Below are 17,547 nucleotides of genomic sequence, written 5' to 3'. Positions count from 1 at the left end.
GGCTGGCCGCTGGGTCGCAATCATGAATATCGTCGATCGGCCAAGCTTGGTCAGCGTGAAGCGCCGGTGCGTGCTGCGCTTGCACAGGGCATCGTTGGAGATGTGTACGCTGCGCAAGATTTCCCCCGGCCGTAGCACATTTTTATGGTTGCCGACAACGAAATCCTTTGCCGCGATGGTTCGTTCGGTTCCGTCCGCGCCCCACAGGTGATAGGTCGCTTCGAGTGCCACGGTCATGGTGATCATCGGTCCGGCAGGCAGGGACATGCAGATATTGCCACCCACCGTCGCGGCGTTCCATACCTTGAACGACGCTAGGAACGCCTCACAGCTGGTGCGCAACAGGCTGCCGGCCGGCCAGTCGTTGGGCGGCACAAACTCGTGCAGTTCTCGGATCGTGCACGTCGCGGCGATCTCGAGACCTTCGGCTTGAGGCACCAGGCTGGGCCAGCCAAGTTCTGTGAGGTCGACCAACCGGCGCAGGGTGGGCTGCGGCTCAGAAAACAGCCAAGTCCCCCCGGCGAGCCACGCATCGCCGACGGACCAGTTTGCGCCCGGTCGATCCGTCGGCCGGCGGACTAGGTCAGTGACGGTGTTCAGATCCAGGTGGCCACCCCGTTGACTAGCTGCGAAGCTGTGCGAGAGCAGACCAACTGTAAATCTCAACCCGGATTCGGGAAGCATTTCGGGCATTTTGTGCTCGCGGAATTCGGTGCCTCCTCAGCGCGTCGTCGATCGCATGTGGGTATGTCCGATTGGCACCGCCGCGGGCATCTTCCCCGGTGTCGGTCAGCGTCCTCGCCAATGCCTTTCCGCAGGAGATGTCGAGTCATGCCATCGGATTGGCTTAGGACATAGCCGGATTCGGGAACGCTGCGGGTCCCGGTCGGGGGGGTTGCGCCCGAGAGTGGGATGGCGTGCCGTCGTCTGGCTGCTGGTCGCGTTGTCAGCCGGCTTCCTGGACCGCTACTGCGCCGGCCAGATCGCACAGGCACCCCGTGCCCCAATGTCTTAGTTTCTGCAGCCGCGGCTTTCCATACGGCATTCACGCGAACCTCAAGAAATGCGAGTGAGCTGCACGCCCCGACCACGCAAGTGCTTGCGGCCGGTGCCGATTGCTCTCGGCGGCCGTGGCGGCACTGTTCGGCTCCCAGGCGCAGAGCTATCAGGCCCTCGGCGCCAAGGCGGCGGCGTTCCAAGCAATTCGTGCAGGCCTTGCGCGCGTGCGCGTGCGCGTATGCCCGCAGCAAGGAGGCAGGCGTCACCACTGCAAGACGTGCTGGGAGTGATCATCGCACCCCTGAAGCACTGTTGCAGCGCCGGCTGATCGGTAACGGCGCCAATGGGACGCCCGGCACCGGGCAAGACAGGCCGCCCCGGCGGGATGCTCTCCGGCAATGGCGGCAAAGGCGGCTCGGGCGCCCCCGGCGGCAACGGCGGCAACGGCGCGGTGCTGTGATCGCCCTTGGGAAGAACAGGTGCGGGAAAACGGAGACGGCGGCCGTGGCATAGATGTAGAAGTCATAGAACTCTACCGTCGTGCCCACCATCGAGGCGACGGCGACTCGACGCCTCGAAATCTGGCCGACGACTGTGCTCATTGCGCAACCTCCCGACATCTCATGGCTCGCTCACGATACTCACGTGGCTGACGTGGCCACTGATACCGGTCGGGCGACGCATCTGGCGTAACGTCAAATGTCATGTGTCATGGCGCGCCGAGCGGCGCGGTGGCTGACGGCGCGGCCGGATTCAGCGCACCGCCGGTCGTGCGTTTGACCGGTAGTTCTGGGCTGTCGCGGGAGCTGCTCGGAAACAAGGCACACGGCATCGACGTGATGCGTGCCCACGGTTTGCCGGTGCCGCCGGCGTTTTGCATCACCACCGAAGTGTGTGGGCGCTTCTTCGCCAACCCGGAGCACACCCTCGACGCCCTCTGGGATCAAATTTTGGGAGCAATGGCGTGGCTGGAGCGGGAAACGGGACGCTCATTTGGCGGGGGCGGGCGACCGTTGCTGGTCAGTGTGCGCAGCGGCGCCGCCGTGTCGATGCCGGGCATGCTCGATTCGGTACTGAATCTCGGCATCACCGACGCCGTGCACCAAGAGCTGACGGCGGCGTTCACCGCGGATTTCGCCGAAGACACCCGCCGGCGATTCCACGAGGCGTATCGGCGAATCGTCCTGGGGGACAACAAGGGTGTGGTTCCCGCTGACGCCCAGGGCCAGCTGCGCGGCGCGATCGAGGCGGTGTTCCGGTCCTGGAATTCGTCGCGGGCGCGCACGTATCGGCGCCATCACAATCTTGATCACGTTGGTGGTACCGCAATTGTGGTGCAAGCCATGGTGTTTGGGAACATGGGGGATTTGTCGGGCAGCGGAGTGCTGTTGTCGCGCAATCCAATGACCGGCGAGGACGAACCGTTCGGTGAGTGGCTGCCGCGCGGTCAGGGCAATCAGGTGGTGTCGGGGTCCACGGACTGCGAACCCATCAGCGCCTTGCATGACGAGCAGCCCGAGGTGTACGCCCAGGTGGTGGCCGCGGCGCGCGAACTCGAGAAGCTCTACCGCGAGGCGCAAGACATCGAGTTCACTGTCGAAGAGGGGCGGCTTTGGCTGCTGCAGGCTCGCACCGCACGACGATCGGCGCAGGCTGAAGTGCGTCTGGCGTTACGTTTTCGCGCCGAGGGCCTCATCGATGACGCCGAGGCCCTGCGCCGGGTGACGCCCGGGCACATCGAGACGCTGCTATCGCCATCCCCGCAGCCCGAGACCAGGATGGCCGCACCCCTGCTGGCCCGCGGTCTTCCGGCCTCCCCGGGCGTCGCTTCGGGGCGGGCCTATGCCGATGTCGACGCCGCCATTGACGCGGCCGAAAACGGTGAAGACGTTATTCTGGTGCGGTCGTCGACCAGCCCCAACGATGTGGGCGGGATGTTGGTGGCCCGCGGCATCGTGACGGAAGTGGGGGGCGTCACCTCCCACGCCGCCGTGGTGAGCCGCGAGATCGACCGTCCGGCGGTGGTCGGCTGCGGCGCCGGGGTGGCCGAGGCGGTTGAGGGCAAGCTCATCACCGTCGACGGTACGGCCGGTGAGGTCCTTGAAGGTGCTTTGGAGCTCAGCGCGTGGTCGGAGCGCGACTCGCCCGACTTGGTCGAGCTCGCCGAGATTGCCCGTGCGGCAAGTCCGTTGCGGGCATACTCCGGCGGTCCTTACATTCGTCTGGACGACACGTCACCCTCGGCTGTCGGGGCAGCCATCGCCGCCGGACACACCGACGTCGTATCGGCCAAGCCCCTAGTTACGATGCTCACCGCGCTGCACGCCTGCGGGAAGCCACCGAGGGACCCCGAATGATCGAACTTGATGTGCTGCAAGCGATTCGACTCAAGGGCCGCGTCAGCCCTGAAGACTTGGCGCCCGTTATCGATGATGACGCGTCGGCGATCGCCGAGACGGTCGCGCGCCTCACCGACTCGGGCCTGGTGCTCGACTCCACTACTTTGCGTCTGTCCCAGGAGGGACGTGCTCGGCTGGAAGAGCTGTTGACGGCGGAACGGCAGGCGGTCGACTTGGACGCTATCGTGGCCGCATATCGTGAATTCCGCCCAGTGAATGCGGATTTCAAGGAGTGCGTGACGGATTGGCAACTCAAGGACGGCCAACCCAACACGCATGACGACTCCGACTACGACGCCGCGGTGCTAGCACGTCTGGACGACATCCATCAGCGCGTCATTCCGATCGTCGCGACGGTTGCCGCTCAGATCCCGAGGCTGTCGGCATACGAGCGGAGGCTGGACGCCGCTTATGCCAAAGTCCAGCGGGGAGAGGCGATGTGGCTGACCCGGCCGATGATCGACTCTTACCACACCGTGTGGTTCGAATTGCACGAAGAGCTGATCGGTGCGGCCGGCCTGACCCGCGAAGGTGAGGCCCGCGCGGGTCACGCGAGCTAATGGTCTACTGCCCGCCTCCGAGCGACAAATGCCCAAGGCGCCCGCTTTGTCGGTGAGGGGCGGGCAGCTTTCCGTGCCACCAAAAAACCAGGTTTCGCACACATGTGCGAGGGCTATTCCGAATGCATGACTGACGACATGCAACAAGCACCACGGGAGAATCCGCGCAAGGACACGTCTGACTGGGTGACCGGTGACGAGCCGATGACGGGACCGCAGCGCAGCTACGTGCACACCCTTGCGCAGGAGGCAGGGCGCGAGGTTCCCGAGGATATGACCAAGGCGGAAGCGTCAGAACTCATCGACGAGTTGCAGCGGCAGACGGGCCGGGGTGCCCATTAGCCGGCTCGTCTGTTGCCGACGATGGTGAAGCCGCAGGGGTGTCTTTAGTGCTCAGCTTGCGAAACCTGACACTAACACGCTGAAAGCCCTTGACTCGCTCGGCTTTTACCTTCTTGGTGTAGGTTTTGCGATCGGCCGGCGTGAGTTCCGCAGCATCGGTGAAGGGAGTGAGCAACGCGCGCGGATACAGCCGCTCGACCAGAACGACGTTGATCTCAGCACACAGCACCAGCGTCGAGGACACCAGGAAAAGGAATGCCAGCAGGCCCAGCACCAAGGCGAAGACGCTGTTGGTGGCACTGGCGGTCTTTACCGTGTGTCGGATGTAACCCGCGCCGAACCACTGCAAGACCTGCCAAATGATGGCCGCCGCAAGCGCTCCGGGCCAAACCTCGCGGTAGGTGAGAGCTCGCGCGGTGGTCACGCGCAAAGCTACCAAGCAAATCAGCCAGTTGATCCCTACGGTCGCGAGAATGACGCAGAGCTTGCCGAAGACACCGAGCGTGCCGGTCGCCTGCCCGACCGCGGAGAGGACAGTGGCGGTAATGGCGGCCGAACCCAGCACGAGCAGCAAAAGCAGGCTGCGCAAGCGCGATCGGATCAGGTTAGGACGCTTGTCTCTCGGGACCGCCCACACCGAATCCATCGCATTCTGTACGGCCTGGCCGACGCCCAGACCGCCGTAGAGCGCGCCGAGGACGCCGACTACCACGGCGACGGTCCCTCCGCTGAGCCCCTGGGGCTGATGCAGCTGCGTGCCGATGACCGGGAATTGGCTCAGCGTGCTGTGCAGCACCTGCTCTTGCAGGTCGGGTCGCCCGGACAGGACCACCCCGAGGCCTGTAGTCAAAAGGAGCAGCAGCGGAAACAGCGACACGAAGCCGTAGTACGTGATCAGGGCGGATAGATAACCGCCCTGATCGTCGAGGTATTTGTAGATGACCGCGATGGCGACGCCGACGGGGCGATTCCGTCGCTGCAGCCTGTCCAACCAGCCAACCATCCACTCTCACTTCAACGATCGAATCCGATACCCAGCTGGTCATACCCCGATTGGGCGCCCGTCAACCGCCACGTCGATTCGCTGGGCCAGCGCCGGCCGATGTTGGGCGGTGCGAATCGTCGCCGGCCACCGAACCTTCCCCCTCGCGGCGGTCACCTCCACACTGGGCGGTACCTGAAATCACGCCGGTCGACATCCCTGTGCGGCGACTCAATCGGTAATCAGCGCCCTCAGGCCATACGCGCCAAGATGCGGGAGGAGGTTTTCAGGCCGCCGATCGCCAGCCCCACCTCCATACTGAGCAGATGACGGCAGCCCAACGCCGCGGACTCAACGACGCGGTCACCAGGATGTGGAGTTTCCTTGCACCGGCCTACGACCTCCCTTTCTTGCAGCAGTGGGTGTACCGCCCGCCGCACGACGAGGTAATCGCGCAGCTGCGCTCTCGCGGGGCGCGTAAGATCGCTGACATCGCCTGCGGCACAGGCATTCTCAGTGATCGGATCGAGCGCGAACTGCACCCTGAGGCGATCTACGGCGTCGACATGAGCGACGGCATGCTCGCCCAGGCGCGGGCGAGATCCGAGCGGGTGATGTGGTTGCGCGGTCCGGCCGAGCAATTGCCTTTCAACGACGGCGCGCTCGACGCGGTCGTCACAACGTCGGCGTTTCACTTCTTCGACCAGCCGGCAGCCTTGAGAGAATTCCATCGTGTGCTGGCCTCAGGCGGGCTGGTGGCCGTTTCGGCTTTGAGCACGCGGCAGCCGATGCTGCAGGCGTCCGCGTCCAATCGATGGAAGCCGCAGCACAACGCGTCACCGGCCGAGATGCGGACCTTGTTCGAAGAGGCCGGCTTCACCGTCAGCGATCAGCACCGCATCCCGCGTCCCTTCTGGACGCGCATTGTCTCGGACCTGATCACGGTGGGGACCAAGAGCTAACCGTGTCGCTGGGCAAGGATTTCGCGCAGGGTCGGCAGCATTCGCTGGTCCTTGGGCCGGTTGGCCGCTTGCTTCGATCGGATGACGTCGCTTAGCGATGCGATGCTCACGGTCGCGCCGTAGAGCTGGACGCGGGCCGCATCGCGGCGTAGATCACGGTATCCGCGTGTGCCGGACGGCTGGAAAGTGACATCGAGATCGCCGGCGTCGGTGGTGAGGCTCCACGTCTTACCGGCGGCGAGTGTCTCGCCGTCACAACGGAAAGGCAGGCCGCCCGGCGCGGAGTCGGTGCGGACTCGCGCGTTGAGTTCGCGTAGCGCGGTGGCCAACTTGTCGAGGTTTCGCCGGTCCGTCTCGGGGGTGATGTCGGCGTCCTCCGTCGGGAAGGGCGAGCCGTGGTAGACCGCGGCCAGGCCGCCGATCAGGATGTACGCCACCTTGTTTCGGCTCAAGGCCTCCACGATGCGGGCGAGGTCGAGCTCCACGTCAACTCCGTCCAGCCTGTCGAAGCGCCGTGAGCTGACGTGCCACCCGGGCATGGCGCTCGATCCGTTCCTGCCCGCTGAGGCCGGCAAGCCGTTTCGCCTGGGCCATGTCACTGTCGTCGCGCGGTACGAGCATGAGCTCGAGCTCGAAGCCACACAGGCGCACCAAGCGCCGGACGTCGTCGAGACTGACTGCGGTGCGGCCGGATTCCCAACGGGCGATCGCCGATTGGGTCGTATCGGCATCGCTTGCCAACTGCGCCTGCGTGAGGCCTGCGCGCCGCCGCGCCTCGCGGATCAAGTCGCCACCGTATGACGTCATCCTTCAGATTATAGCAGTTCTGCTATATTACGATCTGCGGCGTTGGGTTGCGCACACCCCCGCGGCGTGGTCGACGCCGTCGTTAAGCCGTCACACACCAGAATGTCATTTTGGGACATCGCATTCGAGCCCAAACCCGTTCAGCAGCCGCACCTTCCGATTTGGATCGGAGGTGACGCCGATGCCGCGCTCAAACCGGCAGCCAAATTCGCATCCGGCCCTGAGGGGCATCGCGCCCGTCGCGATCCGCATGCATGTCCTGGTCGGAGCGCCCAAGAGATTGTCGACTGCTTGAGTTGGGCCGCCGGGCAAGGCGTTGCATCCAGCGCCGTGCCAGTGTCCGCCGTCCTCGGCATCGACGAGTACCTCGACTACACCCAATGGGTGGTCGACGAAATCAACCTCGGAGTTGGCTAGTTAGAACACAACTCCCCGGACCGACTCGGTGACGGAGCGGCCCGGATTGCCCCTTACAGCGGGATCCAGACTCCGAAGAACCAAAAGCCCCACTGGTTGAATCCGGGATCCCAGACGGGTGTTTCGCCGTAGCCCCAGTAGTTGACCGGGCCGTACGCCCAACGCTCCCCGGGCGGCGGGAGCGGCCTGTCCCAGGCCGGCCTCGGTGGCGCCCCCCATCCCCAGGGGGCGGGTCCGTCACCCCACGGCGCGCCGTGGAAGTAGCCGCGCTGAGGATCGCCGCGCCATTGGCCGGGGCTGTCGTGGTCACCCAGCCGAGCAGGTCCGGGATCGCCCCGCTGATCGACCGGAGGCCCAGCGGGACCGCCCGGCTGACCAGGCGGGGGACCGCCCGGACCACCTAGAGGTCCGCCGTGGTCTCCGGGGCCGCCCGGAACGCCGAGGCCGGCCGGTGGTTGAACGTCCCCCGGCGCCGGCCCTCCATACTTGTCCGCCGGCGGCGCGCCATGGCCCCCTGGTGGAGCCGGCGGCGGCGCCCCCGGAGCGGCGGTCGCCGAACCAGCGCCCATACCCAGCGCCGCGGCGACTAGAGCACCGGCGATGGTTCCCCCCGCAATGATTCGCATCTGTTTCATGGTTCCCTCATCCGTCCATAAGTGAGTGCCTTCACCCCCTGACGGCCTCCACGCTAAATAGCCTGTCTATGGATCCGCTGTGCAGGCCACATGCATGGCCTTCGGGCCGAGGTCCGCGCTCCCAAATCGCCCAACCAGTAGGGCATTACGCGATCGGTGAGCGACCTCTCAACCGGAAATAAGGTAAGGGTCGTCTAGCTTTGGCAAGCCTTTGTTGGCTGGTCAGCGGCCATTTCGATGTATATCGTTGCGGCCGTGTCGACCACATCCCATGCCGCCGAGCCCCATGTGGGTTCGGTTTCATCGAAGCTGAATTGGCTGCGGGCAGGAGTCCTGGGTGCCAACGACGGAATCGTCTCCACGGCGGGGATTGTCGTCGGCGTAGCGGCGGCGACGGCGGCACGCGCTCCGATAATGACTGCTGGAATCGCCGGTCTGGCAGCCGGCGCCGTGTCGATGGCGTTGGGAGAATACGTCTCGGTCAGCACCCAGCGGGACACCGAACAGGCGTTGTTGGCCAAGGAACTTCAGGAGTTGCAGGACGATCCGGCCGCCGAGTTGGACGAACTTGCCGAGTTGCTGGAAGGCAAAGGCCTGACGCCGGCGACCGCGCGCACCGTGGCCGAGGAACTCACCGACCACAATCCTTTCGCCGCTCATGCCGAAGTTGAACTGGGTATCGACCCCGACGAGCTCAGCAACCCGTGGCACGCGGCGCTGTCCTCGGCGCTGTCGTTCACGTTGGGCGCACTCTTGCCGTTGATCGTGATCTTGGTGGCGCCCGCGGCTTGGCGGATCCCGGCCACCGTCGTAGCGGTACTCCTGGCTTTGGTGCTCACCGGGGCGGTGTCGGCGGGACTGGGTGGCGCGCCGCAGGGCCGCGCGGTGATTCGCAATGTCATCGGTGGCGGTCTGGCGCTGGCGATCACCTACGCGATCGGCCACCTGGTGGGCGCCGCCATCGCGTGACGAAAATCGTTACTCGATAACCGGGCAGGGCGAGAACGAACCACGGCCGCGTCGCCCGGCCGATCTTCACAGCGCATGCGCTACCGACTTTCTGGGGCGGATGTCACCCTCCTCGTGGCGCCGAAGTGGCCGCGTGACGGGGTCGTTCAGAGCCCCTTCGGCGCGTCGCGAACCGCCTGCACCGCCGACTCATCACCATCCAGCTCGACCCGCGCCTCCCGGCCGACGGCGAACAGCAGCAATTCCTCGGGTGTTCCGGTCACCACAACGGTCGGGCCGCGGCCCACGCCGAGCACCGTCTTGCCATCCTGGGTGCGCAACACGACCCGGCCAGGGACCTTCGCGAGCGTCAGCCTGCCCATCAACGGCAGCGTGCGACGCAGCGCGCCGACCAGTCCTTGTTCGAGCACGCGCGGCTCCCAGCCCGGCTGTGCCCGGCGCACGTCCTCGTGGTGAATGAACATCTCGGCGACGTTGGCCACCGGGTCGAGCAGCTTGAGCGGCGAGTAGATCGGCGGACCGGCCGCGACCTTGTCCATCAAGTCGTCCCAACCGGCCCGCTCGGTGACCTGCTTCTGCACATTGGCGGTGTGGGAAGCGAAAAAGGGGATGACAATGCCGGGCGCGGCGTCCAGGCGGTATTCCCGGATCACCAGGTGGGCGGCCAAATCCCGCGTCTTCCAGCCCTCGCAGAGAGTGGGTGCGTCCGGTCCGACACCACGCATTGTCTCGACGAGGGCGGCACGTTCGCGTTGAGCAATGGTCACCTGATTCCCCTTCCCTTGGGCCCCAGCGCAGGTCGCTTCGGACCTAGTAAATTCGCATGATATGTCGACGAAGGAAATCTCATGAACGCACGTGTCGAGCAGTTGGAGTTTCAGGCAGAGGCCCGGCAACTGCTGGATTTGATGGTCCACTCGGTCTACTCCAACAAGGATTCGTTCTTGCGGGAGCTGATCTCCAACGCCTCCGATGCGCTGGACAAGCTGCGGCTGGAAGCGTTCCGCAACAAGGACCTCGAAGTCGACACCTCCGATCTGCACATCGAGATCGAGACGGACAAGGAAAACCGCACCCTGACGGTCCGCGACAACGGCATTGGGATGACTCGCGCCGAGGTCGTGGACTTGATCGGAACCCTGGCCAAGTCGGGCACCGCGGAGTTGCGCGAGCAGTTGCGAGAGGCCAAGAACCTCAAGGACACTGCCGCCTCCGAAGAATTGATCGGCCAGTTTGGTATCGGTTTTTACTCGTCTTTCATGGTGGCCGACAAGGTCGAGTTGCTGACGCGCAAAGCCGGCGAGAGCGAAGCCACGCGGTGGGAATCCAGCGGTGAGGGTACTTACACGATCGAATCCGTCGAGGGCGCTCCGCAGGGAACGTCAGTCACGCTGCACCTGAAGCCCGAAGACGCCGAGGACGAGCTCCACGACTACACGGCGGAGTGGAAGATCAGGAACCTGATCAAGAAGTACTCCGACTTCATCGCCTGGCCGATCCGGATGGAAGTCGAGCGGCGGGAACCCGCTGCTTCAGACGGCGAAGGGGCAGGTGGCGAAGAAACCGTCACGATCGAATCCGAGACCCTCAACTCGATGAAGGCGCTCTGGGCCAGGCCCAAAGAAGAGGTGTCCGACGAGGAGTACAAAGAGTTCTACAAGCACATCGCACACGCGTGGGACGATCCGCTCGAGGTCATCACCATGAGGGCCGAGGGCACCTTCGAGTATCAGGCGTTGCTGTTCATCCCGTCCCACGCGCCGTTCGACCTGTTCAACCGGGACGCCCACACGGGGGTCCAGCTGTACGTCAAGCGCGTGTTCATCATGGGCGATTGCGACGAGCTCATGCCGGAATACCTGCGCTTCATCAAAGGTGTCGTCGACGCGCAGGACCTGTCGCTCAACGTTTCCCGGGAAATTCTGCAGCAAGACCGGCAGATCAAGGCGATCCGTCGTCGGCTGACCAAGAAGGTCCTGTCGACCATCACGGAGATGCAATCCGAGCGGCCCGACGATTACCGCACCTTGTGGACCCAGTTCGGCAGGGTCCTCAAAGAGGGTTTGCTGTCGGACTTCGACAACCAGGACACCCTGCTGCGCATTTCGTCGTTCGCCTCAACACACAGTGACGAGGAGTCCACGACCCTGGCCGAGTACGTCGAACGGATGAACGATGGCCAGGAAAAGATCTTCTACGCTACGGGCGAGACCCGCCAGCAAATCCTGAAGTCCCCGCACCTGGAGGCATTCAAGGCTAAGGGCTACGAGGTGTTGGTCCTTACCGACCCGGTTGACGAGGTGTGGGTAGGGACCGTGACGGAGTTCGACGGCAAACCCTTGCAGTCGGTGGCAAAGGGCGAGGTGGACCTGGGTTCGGGGGATGAATCAAGCGACGCCGAGCGCGAGGAGCAGCAAAAAGAGTTCTCCGACCTGCTGAACTGGTTGAAGGACACCCTGAGCGACCACGTCAAGGAAGTGCGGCTGTCGACCCGGCTGACCGAGTCGCCGGCCTGCCTGATCACCGACGCCTTCGGCATCACGCCGGCGCTCGCGCGCCTCTACCGTGCCTCCGGCCAGACCGTTCCGGTCGGAAAGCGGATCCTCGAACTCAACCCGAAACACCCGCTTGTCACCGGCCTACGGGATGCGCATAAGGACCGCGCCGACGATGCCGCTGTCGCCGAGACCGCCGAATTGCTCTATGGCACAGCACTCTTAGCTGAAGGCGGTGCACTCGAGGATCCGGCACGGTTCGCTGAGTTGCTTGCCGACCGGCTGGCTCGCACGGTGTAGGGCGTTCTTGGTTCGCGTCGCCGGCGATGGGCGGTGGCGAAACGCCGCTCAGCTACTGCGCCGCGACAAGCGGCTCAGCGGCTGAGCTGGACAGCTTTGACCACCAGCAGCACCGCGCCGATCACCAGGTAGCTGCGCAGGGCGATCATGCCGAGTCGGGTGCCAGGAGACCAGGTGACCGGTTCGAGCAGGGTCAGGGGCGGCATCCGCCAGGTGCTGCGGTCGACCGGGCGCACCGGGGTTTTCGGAGCCGGTGGCGCCGGCTGACGACGGGCCATCCAGCGCAGCACCGGAACCGCGGCGACCGCGAGTAGGACCAGCGCCAGGGCGAGGTAGCCCGCGACCGCGACGACGTCGATGTGGGGGAACAGGGTGGTGGCCATCAGGATGCCCGACAGCAGCAGCAGGGTGCCGACGATCACCCCGGCGACCCAGTTGAGCCAGGGCCGATTGACCCAGGGCCCCAACACTTCACGATCATTGCACAACAGCAGCAGAAACACGCTGGCGCTGGGCAAAAGCAGTCCTGCGAGGGCCTGTACGGCGGTGGTGATCAAACCGAGCGGGGCGCCGGGAATCAACACGATCGCCGCCGCCAATACCACCATGGCGGTGTAGGACACGTAGAACTGTTTGGCGTCGGCGAATCCGCGATGCAGCGAGTGCTTCAGGCCGAACACGTCGCCGAACGCGTAGCTGGTAGCCAGGGTCACCGCGGCCGCGCCGATGATCGAGGCATCCAGCAGCACGATGGCGAAGAACGAGCCGAGCGTCGCGCTGTGCTGGCCGAGCAAATGCGCGACCGCGCCGGCGTCGGTGAAGCCGCCGACGGTGTTGGTGGACCGCGCCGCCCAGTCGCCGGTCATGAGCAGCGCGGCGGCGCCGACGATCACGACGAAGGCTCCGAGCACGGTGTCGGCCCGTTCGTACGCCATGAACCGGGGCGTGATGCGTTTGTCGACGATGTTGGACTGCTGGAAAAACAGCTGCCAGGGGGCCACCGTGGTGCCGACGATGGCGATGATCAATAGCACCGCATCCGAGCTCACGCCACCCGCGATACTCGGCACGACAAGCGATTTCGCTGCGTGCGCCCATTGCGGATGCGACATCAACAGCATCGGGATCTGCAACAGGGTGATGGCGATGAAGACGAACATGGCGCGCTCCCAGCGCCGGAAACTGCCGCTGGCCATGATCGCTACCAGTGCGGCCGCCGCAATCGGTACGACGATGTATTTGGAGATGCCGATGTAGTCGGCGGCCAGGGTGATGCCGATGAATTCGGTGACGATCGTCAAGAAGTTGAGCAAGAACAGGTCGCCGACGGAAAACCAGCCCCAACCGCGGCCGAACCGTTCGTTGATCAACCGGGCATGCCCCACACCGGTCACCGCGCCAAGGCGGACCACCATCTCCTGGTTGACGATCAGCACCGGGACGAGCAGCAGCAGCACCCACAGCAGGGAATAGCCGTAGTTCTGGCCGGCTTGGGCGTACGTGGCGATTCCACCGGCGTCGTTGTCGCCGACCATCACGATGATCCCTGGACCGACGATAGCCAGCAGAGTCAGCAGCCGGGTCTTCAACGTGCGGGGATGGTCCGTCTCCCCGACGCTGATGCGCCCGAAGGCGCCCTCGATGTCACCCAGATGGGCGGTGTCGAGCACCGCGCTGCTCCTCGGCGCGACTTGTTCGGCCGGCGCCTCGGGCCGGGTGGCTTCGTCAGCGCCCGAGGTCACGGCGCCTCACCTCCCCCCACAGGAGCGTTGCGCTCGTCGTCGGGTTGGGTGAATTCGCGGACCGGGCGCGGGGCCGGTTCGCGGCGACGCCAGTCCTCGGGAATGGTGGCCTCCAGGACATCGTCGACCGTGACCACGCCGAGCACGCGGTCCTGATCGTCGACCACGGGGATGCTGTAAAGGTTGAAGTCTGCCATCAAGAGCGCGATGTCTGTCAGATCGGCGTCGGCGGTGACCCGCACTGGATCGGAATCCATAAGGGCGCCAACGCTTTCGCTCGGTTGAGCCTGAAGTAAGGCGATCACGGAGACCACACCGGCCAGGCGCTTGTCCTCGTCGAGGACATGCATCTTGATGAGCGCCTCGGGCTGTATGGTGCGGGCATCCGCGATCAGCGCCAATGCCGTGCCCGCGGTTGCACTGGAGGCGCACGAAACAAAGTCGACGTTCATCAAGCCGCCGGCACTTTCGGGGTTGAATCCCATCAGGGTGATCACCTTGGTGCGTTGCGCGATCGGCATCAGGTCCAGTACGCGCCGCCGGCGAGATTGGCGGAGGTCCGCGATTGCGTCGGCGGCGTCGTCGGCGCGCATCCGGCCCAAGAGGGCCGCGACCTTGTCGTCGCGCATGTCGTCCAGGAGCCGGCTCGCCTTCTCGGGTTCGAGCTCCTCGAAAACGTCGGCTTCCAGCTCGGGATCGCTTTGCACCCGATCGAGGATTTCACCGGCTTCGCCCTTGTCGGCGTCCTCGAGAAGGTCGGCGATCTCGGCGGGTTTGAACCCGCCGACCCGGCCGGAAAGGCGGCGCAGGGCGTTGGAGCGGGCATGGCCGATCAGCGGTTCGAACGCCTTCCAGTCGCGGGGCGCGTGCCCGCCGGAGCCCTTGATCAATCCGAAAAGCCTTGGGGGACGCCGGGTATCGAGCCTCGCGAGCACCCAGCCGGCGCCCGTGTCTTCCAGCTCGACGTCGTAGGCACGCACCAACTCGACCGCGGCCACATCGATCAGCCGGTGCCCGAGCACATCCGCGCGCAGCAGCACCTCACCCTCGCGGCGCTCGAAACCGCGAAGGTCCACCTTGTTCTTGGCCATCACGATCTGCTTCGGTTCGAACTCGTGGATGGATTTGCTACCGATGAAGACTCGCCGCCCGCCGACGCCGGCGACGATGCCGGTCACCAACGGATATTCCTCCGCGCTGCGCAACCGTACGATCACGTCCTCGACGCGACCGACGGTCTCGCCCGAGCGGGACAGCACCGGCGCACGCAGCAGTTGAGAGAGATGGATCACCGGCAGTTCTCCGCTGGGCTCGTGCTGTTCGTCTGATGTGCTCACTTATCCCTCCACAGGGCCGCTCGATGAACTCGCGAACAATTATGCGCGAGGCCATTTGTCAGCATGCCATGTGCGCGTTCGGCTCGAAACCGCCAGAGCATACGCCGCCCTCATGGCGGTCAGCCACAGCCATTGGGTGAACGGCCGGCGGCGATTCAGCGACTAGTCACACGCGCTTGGGCTCAGGTGAATTTGCTTGCGCCGATCCGGCCGTCGGGGTCGTGGCGGCCTGGCTGTGGGCCAGCGCCACCGTGGCCGCCATCATCACCGCGACCGACACGCAAAGAGCGACCATCCCTGTATGGGTGGTGTTCAGCGTTTCACCGAGCACGGTGATACCGAGCACCGATCCGACGAGGGGCTCGGTGACAGTCACCGCGGGCAGTGAGGCCGTCAACGGGCCGGCCCGAAACGCCGACTGCTCCCAGGCCGTGGCGGAGATCCCCAACAGCGCCCACACATACAACTCCGGCGTGCGCAACAATGCCGGAATACCGTGGCCAAGCTGGTCGACCACGCCCTTTGTCAGTACCGAGAACAGGCCCCACATCGAACCGGACATCACTCCCAGCAACATCGCGCCGACCGAACCGGAGAACTTACGAGCGCCGAGCACGCACAGGAGAAGGCCCGCGCCCATGACCGCGGCCACGACGGCCCAGGTGTGAAGCGACCCGCGCGGGTTTCCGGCTTGTGGGTTCCCGACGGTCACCACCACGGTGACGGCGGCCGCGAGCAGCAGGGCCCAAATCGCCTGCCAGCGAGTGATTCTTCGATGGTTCACGATGCCGCTGATCAACAGGGCGAACAGCAACGAGGTAACCGACAGCGCCTGCACAAGCACCACGGACCCGAAGCCGAGTGCGGCGGCCTGCAGTCCGAAACCGGCGGCGGCCACCAGGCTGCCGGTCCACCAACGGCGATCGCGCAGCAGTCGACGGAACAGGTCGAAGGTGCTGACGCGTTTGTCGGTGACCTCCTGCGCGGATTGTTGTTCGAGGACATCGCCGATGCCGATCATCAACGCGGCGGCCAGCGCGAGGAGCGCTGAGATGCTTGTTCTGCTCACGGGGACTCCTGTACAACGCTGGCCCTGCGAAATCCGCATTGGACATCCCGATGCCCAATCAGGTTCCCGCTGTGGGGATTACACATTGAAATGTTGACGCATGTTCACGCCGCGGTGGTCACATTGTGCAACATCCTCCGAATTCCTCGGCACCCAACTGCCTCCCGACTCGGAGCGACGAACCCCGCCGACAGCGGTGCCGAGCTGCGTCGACGCGCGATTGTCGCTCGGAGGCGGGCAGAACGCGCGCTCCTACCGCAGGGACTCGTGTTGCCGGTGTGGTACGTCAGCTATCCCGCCTGATTTTGAGCGCGGTCATGATCATCGGGATCTGCAGCGGAAGCCGGGCGATGGCGACTATGCGCATGGGCCAGGGCTTGTCCCACCACAGCCGGACCATGTTGACGTTTGCCGGGAACACCGCGACGAACAACAGGGCGGCGGCCAGCGCCGCCGACCGCCGGGTGCGTCGCGGCAGCAGCAGCGCCCCGATGGACAGTTCGGCAACCCCCGATGCGTACGTGTAAAGCCGTGCCCCTCCGGGCAATTCGGCGGGAACAATGGCATCGAACGGTTTCGGCGTCAGAAAATGGAGGGTGCCCACGCCGATCAGCATCGCGGCGATGCGATGAGCGGCGGACGGGCTTGCGTCGCGGTCAACCAAGGGCGTGATGGTCATGGGCTCATTGTGTCGTGACCGGGGCCGGAGAGACACCCTCGGCCAACTTTAGCCCACTACTATTGCTATTACGGTATCTGAGCCGATTCGCGGTGTCGATCCGCTCCGTGCAGGTGGGGCCAGGGGGGCGCCGCCGTCATCGAGGTCTGACCACGCGCCTAGTTGCAGAAGGTGTAGCCGATGAACTGTGTGTCGCGCGCATTGGCGCTCTCGTAATTGACGTAGTGCACCGCCGGCATCCCGTTGTACTGGGTGTTCATCTTCTGCGCGGTGGGCGGCGGCACCGCCTTCGGGAAGGCGAGGATGACGTCGCCGAAGATCTTCAGGCCCCGCTGACAGATGGCGTCGGGCCGCGGCGGCTCCGCATTCCAGGCGTGCACGACGACGGGATCGGTGAGCTGATAACCCGCCGCGCAATTGGGGTCGCAGATCTTGAAAACGGCGGTGCCGGTTCCGTCGGCGCCCTGTGGACCCCACGAGCTCCACGACATGTCCTGCAGCGCAACGGCTACGCTGGCGCATCCCAGGACGTTGAGCTTCCTGGGACGCTCGACCGGCGGGGCCGACATGTTGTAGCAGCCCGGAATGGCGAAACTCTCCGGTGGCGCCTGAGCCGCGGTGGGGGGCAAAGCGCCTCTTTTACTCTGCGTCAGCTTCACCGCGATGAAGGCAAGCACACCGACCAGCAGGACAGCCACGACCACCACGATCACGGTTAGGCGACTGCGCGGAATGCGCCCCAACCGACTGGATGAAGAGGCGTCGCCGCTCACAGTCACCAGATTATGACAAAACGTCACACCAGGGTGGCGGCGATCCAGGAGTCATGGCAGGGTAAATTTGGTCAACACTA

Annotated in this window: 18 protein-coding genes and 2 pseudogenes; 8 read left to right on the top strand and 12 right to left on the bottom strand. The window is 64.9% G+C overall.

The annotated features are described in order from the left end of the window. The coding region (locus JO059_RS17250) for an FAD binding domain-containing protein (RefSeq protein ID WP_293320842.1) at positions 1–606 on the bottom strand (606 nt) is incomplete at its 3' end. A gap of 524 nt (positions 607–1,130) precedes the next feature. On the opposite strand from JO059_RS17250, the gene JO059_RS22980 reads away from it, so the two are divergent. Further along, complete coding sequence (locus JO059_RS22980; protein ID WP_366516237.1) at positions 1,131–1,289, top strand: hypothetical protein; 159 nt, start codon at positions 1,131–1,133, stop codon at positions 1,287–1,289. A gap of 177 nt (positions 1,290–1,466) precedes the next feature. Here the strand turns inward: JO059_RS22980 and JO059_RS17245 are convergent. Next, positions 1,467–1,619: pseudogene (locus JO059_RS17245) on the bottom strand (MFS transporter); the annotation flags it as partial. Positions 1,620–1,769: 150 nt separating this feature from the next. Here JO059_RS17245 and JO059_RS17240 point away from each other — a divergent pair. The 3 genes from JO059_RS17240 (at position 1,770) to JO059_RS17230 (ending at position 4,300) form a co-directional block, all read left to right on the top strand. Beyond that, on the top strand, positions 1,770–3,356 hold the full coding sequence (locus JO059_RS17240; RefSeq protein WP_293320840.1) for a pyruvate, phosphate dikinase: 1,587 nt from the start codon (positions 1,770–1,772) through the stop codon (positions 3,354–3,356). Continuing rightward, the gene (locus JO059_RS17235; protein WP_293320836.1) at positions 3,353–3,958 is read left to right on the top strand and encodes a MarR family transcriptional regulator; all 606 of its coding nucleotides are present in this window, start codon (positions 3,353–3,355) and stop codon (positions 3,956–3,958) included. The genes JO059_RS17240 and JO059_RS17235 overlap by 4 nt, the downstream gene beginning before the upstream one ends. 126 nt (positions 3,959–4,084) lie before the next feature. Next, positions 4,085–4,300 (top strand): DUF3072 domain-containing protein, encoded by a 216-nt coding sequence (locus JO059_RS17230; RefSeq protein WP_293320834.1) that lies wholly within the window; start codon positions 4,085–4,087, stop codon positions 4,298–4,300. On the opposite strand, the gene JO059_RS17225 is transcribed toward JO059_RS17230, so the two are convergent. Further along, the gene (locus JO059_RS17225; RefSeq protein ID WP_293320832.1) at positions 4,257–5,303 is read right to left on the bottom strand and encodes a YihY/virulence factor BrkB family protein; all 1,047 of its coding nucleotides are present in this window, start codon (positions 5,301–5,303) and stop codon (positions 4,257–4,259) included. The genes JO059_RS17230 and JO059_RS17225 overlap by 44 nt on opposite strands. A gap of 305 nt (positions 5,304–5,608) precedes the next feature. Between JO059_RS17225 and JO059_RS17220 the strand changes: the two genes are divergently transcribed. Beyond that, positions 5,609–6,244: a class I SAM-dependent methyltransferase gene (locus JO059_RS17220; RefSeq protein WP_293320830.1), complete on the top strand. Its 636-nt coding sequence runs from the start codon at positions 5,609–5,611 to the stop codon at positions 6,242–6,244. Here JO059_RS17220 and JO059_RS17215 read toward each other — a convergent pair. Together JO059_RS17215 and JO059_RS17210 are read right to left on the bottom strand one after the other, a co-directional pair. Next, positions 6,241–6,729: a hypothetical protein gene (locus JO059_RS17215; protein ID WP_293320828.1), complete on the bottom strand. Its 489-nt coding sequence runs from the start codon at positions 6,727–6,729 to the stop codon at positions 6,241–6,243. The two genes, JO059_RS17220 and JO059_RS17215, sit on opposite strands and share 4 nt — an antisense overlap. 1 nt (position 6,730) lies before the next feature. Continuing rightward, positions 6,731–7,051, bottom strand: coding sequence for a helix-turn-helix transcriptional regulator (locus JO059_RS17210; RefSeq protein WP_293320826.1), 321 nt, complete (start codon positions 7,049–7,051; stop codon positions 6,731–6,733). Positions 7,052–7,153: 102 nt separating this feature from the next. Here JO059_RS17210 and JO059_RS17205 point away from each other — a divergent pair. Further along, positions 7,154–7,468, top strand: a pseudogene (locus tag JO059_RS17205) (LLM class F420-dependent oxidoreductase); the annotation flags it as partial. Positions 7,469–7,521: 53 nt separating this feature from the next. On the opposite strand, the gene JO059_RS17200 reads toward JO059_RS17205, so the two are convergent. After that, positions 7,522–8,103 (bottom strand): chitin-binding protein, encoded by a 582-nt coding sequence (locus tag JO059_RS17200; RefSeq protein ID WP_293320824.1) that lies wholly within the window; start codon positions 8,101–8,103, stop codon positions 7,522–7,524. A gap of 255 nt (positions 8,104–8,358) precedes the next feature. Here JO059_RS17200 and JO059_RS17195 point away from each other — a divergent pair, with 255 nt between their 5' ends. Continuing rightward, a complete protein-coding gene (locus JO059_RS17195; protein WP_293320822.1) occupies positions 8,359–9,072 on the top strand; it encodes a VIT family protein in 714 nt (237 codons plus the stop codon). 146 nt (positions 9,073–9,218) lie between these two features. Here the strand turns inward: JO059_RS17195 and JO059_RS17190 are convergent, their stop codons facing one another. Continuing rightward, positions 9,219–9,839 (bottom strand): TIGR03085 family metal-binding protein, encoded by a 621-nt coding sequence (locus JO059_RS17190; RefSeq protein WP_293320820.1) that lies wholly within the window; start codon positions 9,837–9,839, stop codon positions 9,219–9,221. Positions 9,840–9,920: 81 nt separating this feature from the next. Between JO059_RS17190 and htpG the strand changes: the two genes are divergently transcribed. Next, positions 9,921–11,867: a molecular chaperone HtpG gene (gene htpG / locus JO059_RS17185; RefSeq protein ID WP_293320818.1), complete on the top strand. Its 1,947-nt coding sequence runs from the start codon at positions 9,921–9,923 to the stop codon at positions 11,865–11,867. A gap of 74 nt (positions 11,868–11,941) precedes the next feature. On the opposite strand, the gene JO059_RS17180 is transcribed toward htpG, so the two are convergent. From JO059_RS17180 to JO059_RS17160, 5 genes are all read right to left on the bottom strand, one after another. Then, the gene (locus JO059_RS17180; protein ID WP_293320816.1) at positions 11,942–13,609 is read right to left on the bottom strand and encodes an NRAMP family divalent metal transporter; all 1,668 of its coding nucleotides are present in this window, start codon (positions 13,607–13,609) and stop codon (positions 11,942–11,944) included. Continuing rightward, positions 13,606–14,946 (bottom strand): CBS domain-containing protein, encoded by a 1,341-nt coding sequence (locus JO059_RS17175; protein ID WP_293320814.1) that lies wholly within the window; start codon positions 14,944–14,946, stop codon positions 13,606–13,608. Before JO059_RS17175 ends, JO059_RS17180 begins: the two co-directional genes overlap by 4 nt. A gap of 166 nt (positions 14,947–15,112) precedes the next feature. Beyond that, complete coding sequence (locus JO059_RS17170; protein ID WP_293320812.1) at positions 15,113–16,015, bottom strand: DMT family transporter; 903 nt, start codon at positions 16,013–16,015, stop codon at positions 15,113–15,115. A 286-nt stretch (positions 16,016–16,301) separates the two neighbouring features. Continuing rightward, a complete protein-coding gene (locus tag JO059_RS17165) occupies positions 16,302–16,694 on the bottom strand; it encodes a hypothetical protein (RefSeq protein WP_293320810.1) in 393 nt (130 codons plus the stop codon). 158 nt (positions 16,695–16,852) lie between these two features. Then, a complete protein-coding gene (locus tag JO059_RS17160; protein ID WP_293320838.1) occupies positions 16,853–17,404 on the bottom strand; it encodes a hypothetical protein in 552 nt (183 codons plus the stop codon). Positions 17,405–17,547 lie beyond the last annotated feature (143 nt).

Source organism: Mycobacterium sp. (assembly GCF_019247615.1).
In the GTDB taxonomy this organism is placed as follows: Bacteria; Actinomycetota; Actinomycetes; order Mycobacteriales; family Mycobacteriaceae; genus Mycobacterium.
Note: the sequence above shows the minus strand (reverse complement) of the source record. Positions and strands in the feature narration are given on the sequence as shown.